Below are 13,608 nucleotides of genomic sequence, written 5' to 3'. Positions count from 1 at the left end.
AAGGAAATAAATCGATGACTGTTGAATTTAGCTCCCTAAAAATTCCATCAAATCAACCTGATGAAACCCCGAATAAACTTAATTTAGTTAGTGAAAATTCATCCAAATTTTCTCTCGACTTACCTCGTTTTGAAACTTCATTACTTCGTTCTATAGATGAGATTATTGCTGATCTACAAAGTCAAAATATAGATAAACTCACAAAAATAGAATGGATTTATTATCTCTGGATACAAACTCAATGGGAACATGAGTATCCAGAAAAAAGTAAAAAAATATCACAAATTATTTGGCAAGGGATTAGTGAAGATTTCTTGTTAGCAGATTGGTTAAAACAGCTACTTTTTTGGCGAATTGGACTTTATTACCAAAGCAAAAAAGAGTTAGTAACATCACAAAATATCCCGTTTCCAGTGATTGCTGAAAGTTTAATTACAGCATTTATAGACTGGAGTTTAACTGCGACGTCTGGAGATGCTTTATCCATACAAATCCTCAAAACCATTTCTCAAGGTGAAATTGATTATGAGATCGCAAACTTAAGCTGGAAATATGGAAAAACACCTCAAGAACTCCTTGAAAAAGCGCAATTACCTGTTTCCCTTCCTGTCATTGAACTCACGCTGAATTGTGTGGGTCAAATTTTTGTGAAAAATAATGTTTCTGATCGTTCGGGTGTGGAATGGATACTGCGATGTCTCCAACAGATGTCGCCTCAACAAAAACTTGCAACTGTTGAAATATTACTCACACAAATTTCAGATGACGTTTTAAAAAATCACCGTCCCAAGTTGATTGAATGGCTAAAAGATGAATATTCAACTCAACTCGATCAACTGTCTGAACCCGCTCAAAATAGTCTCAACCGTTGGATCGGTGCGCTGAATTATCATTATATTCAGAGATTGATTGACTTAATTTTAAGATTTTTACAACCGACAGAATTTGACAGAAAACAGTTAGAAGAACGACAGAATTTTTGGGGAAATTATAGTGACAGTATTCGGCGAGTTCGTCTACTCTTACCCCAAAGTTCTTTTGATCGCCTGGGTTATCAACGGGGTGATTTATCTTGTGATATTTTCAAAACCTGTCCCAACGAAACTGAAGTGATCATCTTAGATTTAGGGCAATATTTTGTGATAGAATTTTTGCAGGGAGTTGGCTGTGAAGCTCGGTTAATTCCTAAAAATAAAGAACATGAACGAGTGCTTTTTAACTTAAAACAACCGACGATTCAACACCTGCGAAAACTAGGGGGTGACATTCACGATCATGTTGTTTTTTGGCAAAGTTCCTGTGAAAGGTGGTTAGCCGCAAAGAAAATTTATCCGAATGCAGATGTTCAATGTTTTCAAGGAATGTTGCAATACTATGGGAAATATGACCGGAAAACAGGACTGCGCCCCCCCGAACCCAATAAACAAAAAGAACGAGATTTACAGTTAAAACAGTGGCAAAAAGACTTGAAAACGTTAGCGTAATTGTGAGATACTATTAGATAGTATTAAGGTTTAAATTGCAGAAATTGAGTGTTAATTTGTCGATGAACTTCGGTTTGATTGGGGTTATAACCCACAAGAATAACATTTCCCTGTTCATCTCGTATCTAACCTCTAGCGGGAACGATCTCTAAACTGGAAATCGGTACCAAACAGCAGTTTAGCCACAAAAGATTGAAGCTAGAGATCTTCCCAATAACAATCAATAATATTTAAGCTGATCAAACATCTACAATCAAGCCAAAAATATGGAATGGCTCAAGATATCGTCTTATTTTCCATTCAAAGCACCCCAAAAAGTAGTTGGAAAACTGACTTTAGTTAATGACTTGAAAATCAGCGATCTTCCAAATTCCATCCCAACACTCTAATTTATAGCGGATGCGCTTTGTATTAAAGCTACTATCTTGAACTTTCCCATTCTGATAAAAGGTTGTATCTTCAGTAACTTGAACTTCAAGAGTTGCTTTGTTTCCAGATACAGCAAACTGTTCTACTGTTTCTAGTTTCTGTACACCATATTCATAATAACCATCATTTGTGATCAAAAAATTAATCGCTTTTAACGTGTCTCGATACAATGCGCCTGTGGTAAATTGTTCTAAAGTTCTACGGTCAAAAGGGGGAGCAAAAATGCGGGATTTTGCCTCTAACCATCGACTCACTAAATCTGCCGCTCCTCCCAAACTTAGAGAGGGATTTTGAGCAATTAAAATCGAGTTTTGGGGGGTAGAATCATCCGGTTGTTGCATCGGTGAAATTTCGGCAACAATCGGTTCAGTCCAAGCCAACGGTAGCAACAAGGTTAGGGTTAAAATTCTCAGTTTCATCGCTTTTCACCAATCAGTAGTCATTCCCAAGCTGAAAACCAGTTAAAGTTTACTACAAATCCCCACGACAAATTTCGGCAATTCATGCTAAGAATAAATCAGCCCTAGATTGTAGAGGTTTAACATGGCTGGAAAACAAATTTTAATGCTAGTCGGTGACTTCGTTGAAGACTACGAGTGTATGGTTCCCTTCCAGGCGTTACAGATGGTCGGTCATACAGTTCATGCGGTTTGTCCCAAGAAGAAAGAAGGGGAAACGGTTCGGACAGCAGTTCACGACTTTGAAGGGGATCAAACCTACAGCGAAAAACCGGGTCATAACTTCACATTAAACGCAACTTTTGATAAAATTAATGTTGAGAATTACGATGCTTTGGTGATTCCGGGTGGACGCGCCCCCGAATATATTCGCCTCAATCAACAAGTAATAGAAATGGTACAACATTTTGCCAATAAAAATAAACCGATTGCAGCAATTTGTCATGGCGCTCAACTGTTAGCCGCAGCCAATGTCATTCAAGGAAAACGTTGTTCAGCTTATCCGGCTTGTAGTCCTGATGTCAAATTAGCAGGCGGAGAATATGTTGAGATTCCAGTGGATGAAGCAATTGTTGATGGTAATTTAGTCACCGCACCAGCATGGCCGGCTCATCCCCGTTGGTTGGCGGAATTTCTGAAAGTATTAGGCACAAAAATAGAACATCAAGAATTAACAACTGTGTAATGATTTGACTTCATGTAGGGTGCATCAGAAAATCGAATAAATTAGCCTATGATTAACTTTCTAATCTGATGTACCCTACCAAAATCTATCAAATCTAAACTAAGTTTAATGGTCGTTCAACCTAACCTACAGTGTTTATTTATCATTGAGTGACCAGTCATAATCAAGGTATTTAATTTGATATTTTCCGTTGATTAAATACTTTTGTTCAGATTCATTCAGATATTGACTGACAAAGTTTAAAACAGCCCGTTCTTTATCGCTTCCAGTAAACTTGTCTTGAGCCTTGAAACTCGGGATAAAATCTTCACCAAACCATTTAAAGATAGAGGAAAGGTAAACTTGATTGTTTTGTTTGTCGATTTTAAAATTCTGGTTTAGTGCGATAAATTTACGGGTTTGTTCGTCCAGTTGTTCGTCTAGTTTGTCTCCTGTGTAGGGTTCTTGAAGTAATAACGGACAACCAATAGAAGCACAAACTAATCCCATGTGTATGCGGGGTTCGTTAAATTGGACGCGCAATATTTTATGTTCAATTTCGTCTAATGTCACCTCTTTTCCCATGACGTTAAACTGAAGTTTTGTCCAAACTCCCGGAATGTCACGAATACTTTTCGTAGGATAGTTTTCAATAATAGCCAGTAAAGTTAATGAGTTATAAGCATTAATCCAAAACGCAATTTTTTCTTTTTCTGTCCAGTTTTCAAAGCTTTGGGGAGAAAGAGTCGCTAAAGACGCATTAAATTTATCCAAATTTTGACGATTTTCTTTTAATGCTTTGTAGTTAACATTTCCATTCTCATCGACATAGATAGAGAGAATTTGTTGATAATTTTGATAACTAAAGGGTTCAGTTGCAGCTAAAGTTACGTTAGACTCGGTTGAGTTTTCACTGTTGATATTTAACGGTGTGGTTTCAGTCGCACAACTGGAGATTAAAAACAGGACTGGAATGAGTAGGGTTAAAGCTTTAAAGTTATTCATGGTTTTGAGTCGATGTTAAATTGGATTGAGATGATTTGGATTGAATAGATGTATTTTGTTTGAACAGATGAGGTTTAAACACCATCCACAAACAGCCAAAAACAAAAGGAAGCCACATAAAAAGTCGTTCGTTTAATGTTAAGTACCAACTCAAGTCTCCTAATGCTTTACGGTGTTGTAAGATAAAATAAACAAATGCTGAAATACTCACTAAACGAGTCCCTAAGTTACGGCTGACAACCGCAAAGGGAACCAGCCAGGTAAAGTACCAAGCATGAATAATAGGAGAGAAAATCAGTAAAGAAATCAGATAAAATTCCGAGAGATAGAGGAAGTTTTCAGACGGAGAGGATAAGCAGGAAGTTAGCTTATATTTTTGATTCTTAAAGTACCACAGTCCCCCAATTATTGCTAAAGTTAGCGGGATTAAATAAATGGAGTTTGTTTGAGTTTCTGGTTGCCAAACTAAATGGAGAAGAAAGGGAAAAAATTCAGCACTGCGTCCATTATTCACAAAACTTGAACCGAGGGGAATGACAGGACAGCCAGAAGTTGAACAGAAAGAAATTGCACTGAAGATAAAGGGTAAACTTCCTAAGAATAAAACCATTACAGCAGATTTAAACCGAGGAAACTGTAACCCAGCTAATAAACCCAAAAGGGGTAAAGACATCCATTTTATGGCAATACTAATCCCAATTAAAACAGAACTCCAACTACGGTTTTTGTAGTCATACATCAAACAGCCTGCTACTAAAGGAAGAATAAACAAACTATCATAGTGAGCGCCTCCCGCAAATGAATAAATAATTAAAGGATTCCAAGCATACAGCAGTGTTTTTGCATAGCCAAACCGACGACTGAGAAGCCAACAGATGGCTAAATCTGCGCCAATAAATGCTAGTTTAAATAGAATAACAGAAGGAGAAATGGCTGCTAATATCCGAAATCCTAACTGAGTTAAAGGGGGATAAATTGCCGCATGATCAAGATGATTAATTAGTGACCACCAAGCGGTATGATAGGGAATAAGTTCGGGTGCGTTGGGTGGCAAAAGATAGGGATTAAATCCGAGGTTTTGAATGTAGCCTTCCCAAAGATATCGCCAGACATCATCACCGGGATACATCGGTAATAATAACAGTCGAGAAAGAATTGCGATCGCCCAAAACCAAATTCTAGAAATATGTTCAATTCCCCAACTGAAAATAAACCCCAGACTCATTATTATAATCCCAATCCAAAATTGAGGAACCGCCCCAACTTCGCGAAAGTCTCCATGAGGAATAATCCAAATACTACCGAGTATTAACAGTAGAGAACTTAAGCCCGTCATCAACGGAGTATTTACTTTTAATTGTTCATTATTTGCATTTTTAAACAGATGTTTAAGATATAATTTTCCCAGGGTTGTAAGAATAATTGTTCCGGCTTTAAAACTTCCTGAGAATGTCCCCGAAATTTTAGATCTTCCCCCTTGACGACGGTGATAATTAACCGGAATTTCCCGAATCGTCAAACCCAATTCTACCGCCCTCGCTTGCATTTCTACCGTCCAACCAAAGCCCCGATCTTGCATTTGAATAGATTCTAAAGCGGAACGACGAATTAATCGCAAGGGGCCTAAATCATAATAACGATAACCCCAACCGAAATGAATCAGAAATGTCGCCAGTCCATTTCCAAAGTTTTGAACCGGAGTCATCGCCGCCCGTCCTTGAGAGGTAGCCCGACGGTTTCCTAAAAGAAAATCAGTGGTTTTATCCGTAAAAAATAGGGATAACTCGCTGAGATCATCGCTACCATCGCCATCACAAAATAGAATCCATTCAATGTGAGAAGGAAGCTGTTGGAGTCCTCGCCAACAAGCACGACCATAACCCGCTTGAGGTTCAATCACAACCTCTGCACCAGCCTGTTTCGCTTCTGCTACACTGTTATCAATACTGCCATTATCAACCACTCGAATCTGAGTTAAATTCAACTGTTTCAAGGACTTAATAACCATTGCAATTGTCGCTTCTTCATTCAGAACCGGGATAATCACGAGAACCTGATATAAATCCAGCGAATTGTGATGATCTTCAGGTAAGTTAAGAGGTTGATTCACAGTGAGTCTAAGCTGCACAAATTTATGCTAAATTAAAATGAATTACAGTTTTCATTTAAGATGAGTCAGATGAGTTTTACCTGAGAAACAGTTTAACTTTAACTGAGTCAGCTAGTTGACAAATTCATGTTTTTATGTATTAGCCGAACAATTAAGCGGCTGTATCACTTAATTTTAATCACAAATTCTTAAAGTTTATGGGACAAGGAAATTACGAACGTCTGCGCCAATATTTTCACAATCCGAATGTGAATAAACCTCTTGAAGAAATTTATGCCGATTTGGATGCTTACACCTATGAAATTTTTGAAAATCAACCCGAACGCTTCAATACCATCAGTTTTTTTGTGGTTTTACCTCCCGTTCGATACGAAGGACGGTTAATTAAAGGTTTTTATTTGAGTGAATCCGTCGATTTGTTGAATAAAGTCTTACCGCAACTGTCAGAATATTTTTTCGCTCATGCTTATTCAATGTATGCGGGTTTTCCCTGGTCAAATACTGCTGATTCCTACTCTTCTCTTTATGATAATCCTCATCGCAATGCTTGGTTTTGTAAAACCTATCCTGAACGAGCTAAAAAAATTCTCATTTCTTGTTATGACTCAGATTTTATCAATGAATATGTGATTGCTCCTAAACCTGTTGCTCAAAAAGATATTGATGTGTTGTGTGTTTCTCGGTTATCAGCAGAAAAAAATCTTCCGATGCTCGCTAAAGCGTTGAAAATTTATCATCATAAGTATGGAAAAAAAATCAAGATGACTTTGATTCCGGGTTTTCAAAATTTTCAAGGAATTGATAAACTAGATTCTCATGATCGCCATGAATGGCAACAAATTGAAGCGATATTAGGTGATCCATTTGAATATATTGATTTAGTTCCTCGGGCTGAGTATTATAAAGAAATGCCTGTTTATTATTCTCGGTCAAAAGTTTGTGTTTTGGGTTCTCTTTTAGAAGGAAAAAATCGCTTTCTCAGTGAGGCGATGAGTTGTAATGTTCCGGTGATTTGTTTTCAGGAGTTTAACCAATATGTGCGGGGTCAAGATGGCGCATTTCCTGAAGGAGCGGGTCTATATGCGAAGTTCGAGCCTGAATCTTTAGCGGATACGATTCATACAGTCCTAGAACATCCAACCGCCTTTAAACCTCGCCTAGCCTATCTTAAACATCGGGGACGTAAGAATTTTATGAACACCTGTTTAGATAGCTATTCCTACTATCAAGAAAACGTTCCTGATTATCTTTCTGGACAAGTGTTTAACAATCTATGGCTAGATTTAGCAGTTCAACAAAATTATCAGATTAGTTTGTCTGATTTTCTCTACGGACGTTCCGATAAATCCCACATCCGGGGATTAGTCAGCATCTATAAAATACTCAATCAATGGCTAAATTTATAAGAGTTTTATCTTCACAAAGCTCTCGTAAAAATTAGCCTAATACAATTATTAAACATTCCACTTTTAGACCTGATAAATTTTTTCGATATGGTCACTCCTAGAATTTTGTCTCTCAACTCTCTCATTAGTAAACTGTTCGGTCAAGTTTCCTTACGAACGCTTTTGACCGTTCCATTTGTATTGCAAATGTTAGCCATTGTCGGACTGACGGGATATCTTTCCTGGCTGAATGGAGAAAAAGCAGTGAATAAACTGGTGAATCAGTTACAGGATGAAGTCAGCGATCGCATTGAACAAAAGCTTTATTCTTTTCTAGAAACGCCTAAACTGGTGACTGAAATTAATGAAAAAGCTGTTATATCTGGAGAGTTAGATTTACAAAATACTTCAGAACTACAGCGTCGAATTTTGCAACAAATACAGATTTTTGATACCGTTAATTTTATTCAGTTTGGAACAGCTCAGGGAAATTATATGGGAATTGCTCGTCATCAAGATAAATTTTTAAGCATTGATATTAAAGATAAAACTACAAAGGGATTAATCTACACTTATGCTATAGACGAGCAAGGAAAGTTAGGAAAACGGTTAAAATCATCGACAATTCCCTACAATCCTGTCGTTCGTCCTTGGTATCAAGCCGCTCTAAAAGCAGGTAAACAGACCTGGACAGAGATCTATAATGGGTTTGATAATACGGGTTTAAGTTTAACGTTTGTGCATCCAATTAAGAATAATCAAAATCAAATTATTGGCGTCACGGGTGCTGATGTCAGCTTTCAAGAGTTTAATGAATTTCTCCGTCAACAAAAAATTGGCAAATCTGGAAAAATATTTATTATTGATCGTCAGGGATTTTTAATTGCTTCTTCAACTTTAGAAGACGTTTTTACCCTCCAGGATAATAAAGCTGTACAAATGAAAGCAGCGAATAGTGGTGACTCTTTGATTACCGCTACAGTTGAACATTTAGTTAAAAACTTTAATGATTTCAATAAGATTAAAAGTCCTCATCAACTGAAGTTTATTCACAAAGGAAAAGAAGAATTTCTTCAAGTTGTTCCCTTTACCGATGAGTTTGGTTTGAATTGGTTGATTGTTGTCGTAGTTCCTGAAGCGGATTTTATGGAACAAATTCAGGCTAATACTCGAACCACAATTTTACTGTGTTTGGGTGCATTAGGAATTGCGATTACTCTTGGAATGATCACCAGTCGTCAACTGACTAAACCGATTATTAGACTCAGTAAAATCGCTCAGGAGTTATCAAAGGGAACCTGGAATCAAACTCTTGAAAATAATCCGGTTAAAGAATTTAATATTTTAGCGACTGCATTTAACCAGATGAGTCAACAGCTTCAGCAATCCTATCATAAACTTGAACAATATTCTCACAATTTAGAACAAAAAGTAACTGAAAACACTCACCAACTTAAGCAGTCTGAACAAAAATTTTCAAAAGCTTTTCGTAATACACCAAATCCGATTATTATCAATCGCCTGAGTGATCGCAGTTATTTTGATGTCAATGAAAGCTTTTGTCAGTTAACAGGTTATAGTCACGAAGAAATACTGGGTAAAAACTCGTTAAATCTCAATCTCTGGGTGAGTCAAGAAGACTATGATAAATTTTATCAAACTCTAGCAGAACAGGGCGAACTTCGCAACTATGAACTTGATTTTCGCACGAAATCTGGAGAGATCAGAACGGCATTATTATCGGCGGATTTTATTGAGATAAATGGCGAACAATATCTTCTATCTACCAGTAATGATATCACGGATCGCAAACAGGTTGAAGCTCAGTTACAAGCTCAAAACATCGAGTTAGAAACCGCTCGAAAAAATGCCGATGCAGCAAACCGAGCCAAAAGTACATTTCTCGCCAATATGAGTCACGAATTGAGAACCCCCCTGAATGCAATTTTAGGGTTCAGTCAACTGATGGCTAAAAATCCCATCTTGGCGACAGCCTCTAAAGAATTAGAAATTATTAACCGCAGTGGAGAACATCTTCTGAGTTTAATTAATGATATTCTCGATTTATCTAAAATAGAAGCCGGAAAAATTGCTCTTGATGAAAAATCCTTTGATTTATACTTCCTGCTAGAGACTTTAGAAGAAATGCTCAAAATCCGAGCCGAGGCTAAACAGATTAAACTATTTTTTGAACGTTATGATATTCCTCAATATATCAAAGCAGATGAAAAAAAATTGCGACAAGTTCTAATTAATCTGCTCGGAAATGCGATTAAATTCACCGAAAAAGGGAGTGTAACACTGCGAGTGAGCAGTCAGGATATCAAACAACCCAACACCCTAATTTTTGAAGTCGAAGATACGGGAGCCGGAATCGCACCGGAAGAAATTGATCAATTATTTGATGCTTTTGTACAAACGTCTGCCGGAAGACAATCTCAACAAGGAACAGGCTTAGGCTTATCTATTAGTCGAAAATTTATTCAACTGATGGGAGGCGATATTTCAGTCAGTAGCCAGTTAGGAAAAGGAAGCCTCTTTCAATTTAATATTCAACTCAAAACCGTTAAAGCCGATGAAGTTGTCATCCCAAAACCCAAAAACAAAGTGATTGATCTTGCAGCAGATCAACCCCAATATCGAATTTTAGTCGTTGATGAAATCCCCGAAAATCGCTTATTAGTTCGTCAACTTTTACAACCTTTAGGATTTAACGTTTTTGAAGCGGAAAATGGTTTAGAAGCCATCACCCAATGGGAACAATATTCTCCCCATTTAATCTGGATGGATATCCGAATGCCTGTCATGGATGGTTATCAAGCCACTCAACATATTAAAGCTAAACCCGCAGGAAAAAATACGATTATTATTGCTTTAACGGCGAGTGCTTTATCTCAGGATGAACAGGCAATATTTGCCGCCGGATGTGATGATATTCTTCACAAACCCTTTCAACCCCTAGAACTGTTAGAAAAAATCGCTACTCATTTAGGTGTTCGATATATTTATGAAACGCCTGATATTACCTCTCAGTCGTCTGTTTCTCTAGTGGAGATCACACCCGAAACCTTAAAGATTATGCCTCTAGAATGGCTCGAACAATTGCATCAAGCAGCAGTCCGAGGGGATGACGCTTGGATGAATAATTTGATCACTCAAATCCCTGAATCTCATCCTGAACTCGCCGCAACTTTAACAACAATAATTGAAGATTTTAGGTTTGATAAAATTACGGCGATCACTGAACATTTAGTCTAAAAATTCAGTTCTTGCAACATCCAAAGTCCGGCAAAAGACTCAGAATTGGGGTCAGACTGAACTGCTAGAAAATGAACATTTTTAGCATTGCGTTTCGCTTCTTCAAACTGTTCAGCTTCCCCTTGAGTTGCCGCATCAGTTAAATTCGCTAAAATCCAACTGTCATTTTCTCCCGTTTCCAACAACAAACTGGGACGATCACTTTTATCCAATCGTAAATAAGCCAATTCTAAACCCGACATCCAAGCCGCTAACGGTGTCGCCCGTGACGAATACACAATTAAACCCGGAATTAGTGTTTCTTCGCTCAAACCCACCATCGGCAAACCAAACGCTTCACCAAAACCAATATCCCATTCCGACATATCTTTAAACGCACTGGCTTCTAAACTCACAAATGCCCATTTATCTCCCTGCAAAGCATCCGGTAAACGCTGCGGTGGAGAGGGCGAAAATTGCACCGAAGGACTACTCGTTTCCTGATAGTTGGGTAAGTTTGGATAAAATTGATCCATGCGTTCTTGTAACCATTGAAACAAGGCATAAGTACGCCGACTCGCCGCCGCCGGAATCGACAATTCTTTACAGGCTTTTAAAATCATATTCGCCATTGGACGCCGAAAAAAACGAATTCGTTGCGGAGGTTCAGAGGCTTTTTCTATTGCTTCTTGAATGGCTCCCTGTAACCAAATTGAATTCACTTCGGTATTGGGGCAAAATTGAGTATAGCGAAATAATGACTCGGCGCGATCGCTAATTTCTAAGGGAGTCTGGCAAATTAAAACTTCCCAAACCTTTTTACCTTCTTCATCGCGCAGTGGACGACTATAAAAGTCCAGTTCCCAAATCGTTCCCATTTTAGCTGACAGTGCTTGTAATCGGACTACCTCTGTCATTATATCGGTCTGCGTTACCTTAGGTTTCCCAAGAATGGATTTTGGTATAGGCGAGGATAAATCACTCCGAGCTGGCATCAATCTTAACAGTACCTCGGGACTCTAGAGAATCTTAAGAAAATTAAACAGAAGATTCAATCGATGATCCGGTCAGATAAAATTAGCCAATGAGAAGTTATTTCTCAATCTTTTGAATTAGATTAAAAAATCAAACTTGACCCATGAAGGATTTATATTCGATTAATCCGGACTACTTCAAGCATCTTCTCATTCGTACACCCCTTGAGAAGCCTTTAAAGAATATAAAAACGGTTTTGAGTCGGAGAAAACGCAGTAAACATCCAGAACTCCATGAGATTCATATCGAATCCCAAAGAGTTGAACAGTTTTTGGAGCGTATATTAAATAAATCATCCAACTGTATCGATATCGGATGTCATCTCGGTTCAATGCTGAGTGAAATTATGCGGCTTTCCCCTGACGGAAAACACATGGCTTTTGAGCCAGTTCCCTATAAAGCCCGTTGGCTCAAACAGAAATTTCCTGAAATTCACATCCAAGAAATAGGACTAAGCGATAAACCGGGCGAAGCTACTTTTTATATAAATACCTCTCGCTCGGGTTTTAGCGGACTTCGCCAGCACAACTCTAAAAAGGGCGAAAACATTGATAAAATAACGATTCGCTGTGAAACCCTCGATAACGTTTTGAGTCCGGATTATCGAGTAGATTTTATCAAAATTGACGTAGAAGGAGGGGAGTTAGCAGTGCTGCGGGGTGCTGTTAATACATTAGTTCGTCATCATCCCATTTTGCTTTTCGAGTGTACTCGTTCGGGACTCTCTTCTTTTGGCTTTACTGCTGATGAAATTTTCGAGTTCCTAACCGGAGATAATTCTTATTCAATCTTTTTAATTAAAGATTTTCTTGCCGACAACAAACCCTTGAACTTTGAACAATTCAATACTGCTTTACAATATCCATTTCAAGCTTTCAATTTTATTGCCCAAGCCCGATAAAAACGGGTTTTAATGTCAGGAACTCCACTGTTAAACGGGCGCGCTCGGGGGAGTTCCTGGGGTTTTTACAACGGTTGCGGTATCGGCGCGGGAACAGGTTGCGGTATCGGCGCGGGAACGGGTTGCGGTATCGGCGCGGGAACGGGTTGCGGTATCGGCGCGGGAACGGGTTGGGGCGCAGGTGCCGGAACAGGTGGGGGTGTGGGTATCTGAATTAAATGAATCATTATGCTAAAAATGTAGATGAAATTTTCAATGAAACTCTACTTTTTAGTAGAGATCTAAAAGAGGGCTAGCATCTTAACGACTAAGGGCAAAAACCTCTTGTAATAGCCAACTGGGATAAGCACGAGAATGAGCAAGATTAAAGGCGGTTTCGGGATAGGTTTTCGTGACTTGGCTGACCATTTCTTCAAAATGAGTTTTTCCCTGGGTCGGGGTTTCTTCCATTTCAAACCCTAAACTCCACCAAAATTGATGCTCATCAAATTGGAGTTGAGTCAGTTCACAAGCCACACCGTTATAATCACGTTGGGAACGCTTTTTACTAACAGGAACCACAGGTTGATCAGCCGCTTCTAAAGCTTGAATAAAATTTGAGGGAATCGATTCTTGATAACTCCATTTTTGCCAGCGTTCGACTCGACCTTGCCAACCCTTCTCCGCAAACGAATAAATTCCCAGTTCAGTTTGACGCCATTTTAATTCAAGCTTGCCTTGACGCAGTTTTAGATTTAGGCTTTCACACCCTGGCGTATAAAAATATTGATCTTGACGCTCCTCGGGAGGGCTGGAAAGTTCGCCCGGACAAGCCGTTGTAAACCATTTTTCGATCACTTGTGGAATTTTACCCGACTCAAACCAGCGAACTTCCAGCGTTAAAAGCGTTTGCATTCTTTC

General features: G+C 38.5%; 11 protein-coding genes. 6 read left to right on the top strand and 5 right to left on the bottom strand.

The window, feature by feature from the left end:
- Positions 1-14: 14 nt before the first annotated feature.
- On the top strand, positions 15-1,484 hold the full coding sequence (locus VB836_RS25770; protein WP_323223813.1) for an EH signature domain-containing protein: 1,470 nt from the start codon (positions 15-17) through the stop codon (positions 1,482-1,484).
- A 335-nt stretch (positions 1,485-1,819) separates the two neighbouring features.
- On the opposite strand, the gene VB836_RS25765 is transcribed toward VB836_RS25770, so the two are convergent.
- Positions 1,820-2,332, bottom strand: a complete 513-nt coding sequence (locus VB836_RS25765; protein WP_046276840.1) for an ARC6/PARC6 family protein — start codon at positions 2,330-2,332, stop codon at positions 1,820-1,822.
- Between the two features lie 124 nt (positions 2,333-2,456).
- Between VB836_RS25765 and VB836_RS25760 the strand changes: the two genes are divergently transcribed.
- Positions 2,457-3,056: a DJ-1/PfpI family protein gene (locus VB836_RS25760; protein WP_323223811.1), complete on the top strand. Its 600-nt coding sequence runs from the start codon at positions 2,457-2,459 to the stop codon at positions 3,054-3,056.
- Positions 3,057-3,191: 135 nt separating this feature from the next.
- Here VB836_RS25760 and VB836_RS25755 read toward each other — a convergent pair whose 3' ends face one another.
- Both VB836_RS25755 and VB836_RS25750 read right to left on the bottom strand, forming a co-directional pair.
- On the bottom strand, positions 3,192-4,040 hold the full coding sequence (locus VB836_RS25755) for a DUF547 domain-containing protein (RefSeq protein ID WP_323223809.1): 849 nt from the start codon (positions 4,038-4,040) through the stop codon (positions 3,192-3,194).
- Positions 4,033-6,150 carry a glycosyltransferase family 2 protein gene (locus VB836_RS25750; RefSeq protein ID WP_323223807.1) on the bottom strand — a complete coding sequence of 706 codons (2,118 nt, stop codon included), beginning with the start codon at positions 6,148-6,150 and terminating at the stop codon, positions 4,033-4,035. Before VB836_RS25750 ends, VB836_RS25755 begins: the two co-directional genes overlap by 8 nt.
- Positions 6,151-6,347: 197 nt before the next feature.
- Here VB836_RS25750 and VB836_RS25745 point away from each other — a divergent pair, with 197 nt between their 5' ends.
- The gene (locus tag VB836_RS25745) at positions 6,348-7,556 is read left to right on the top strand and encodes a glycosyltransferase (RefSeq protein WP_323223804.1); all 1,209 of its coding nucleotides are present in this window, start codon (positions 6,348-6,350) and stop codon (positions 7,554-7,556) included.
- 87 nt (positions 7,557-7,643) lie between these two features.
- Complete coding sequence (locus tag VB836_RS25740; RefSeq protein ID WP_323223802.1) at positions 7,644-10,793, top strand: ATP-binding protein; 3,150 nt, start codon at positions 7,644-7,646, stop codon at positions 10,791-10,793.
- Here VB836_RS25740 and VB836_RS25735 read toward each other — a convergent pair.
- Entirely contained in the window at positions 10,790-11,650 is an 861-nt protein-coding gene (locus VB836_RS25735; RefSeq protein ID WP_323223845.1) for a Tab2/Atab2 family RNA-binding protein, read from the bottom strand. The two genes, VB836_RS25740 and VB836_RS25735, sit on opposite strands and share 4 nt — an antisense overlap.
- 260 nt (positions 11,651-11,910) lie before the next feature.
- On the opposite strand from VB836_RS25735, the gene VB836_RS25730 reads away from it, so the two are divergent.
- Positions 11,911-12,708, top strand: coding sequence for an FkbM family methyltransferase (locus VB836_RS25730; RefSeq protein ID WP_323223800.1), 798 nt, complete (start codon positions 11,911-11,913; stop codon positions 12,706-12,708).
- Positions 12,709-12,720: 12 nt separating this feature from the next.
- Positions 12,721-12,921, top strand: coding sequence for a hypothetical protein (locus VB836_RS25725; protein WP_323223798.1), 201 nt, complete (start codon positions 12,721-12,723; stop codon positions 12,919-12,921).
- 87 nt (positions 12,922-13,008) lie between these two features.
- Here VB836_RS25725 and VB836_RS25720 read toward each other — a convergent pair whose 3' ends face one another.
- Entirely contained in the window at positions 13,009-13,602 is a 594-nt protein-coding gene (locus VB836_RS25720; protein ID WP_323223796.1) for a hypothetical protein, read from the bottom strand.
- Positions 13,603-13,608: the final 6 nt, after the last annotated feature.

It is taken from the genome of Limnoraphis robusta BA-68 BA1 (assembly GCF_034932365.1).
GTDB lineage: Bacteria > Cyanobacteriota > Cyanobacteriia > Cyanobacteriales > Microcoleaceae > Capilliphycus > Capilliphycus robustus.
This window is presented reverse-complemented; position numbering and strand designations above follow the sequence as displayed.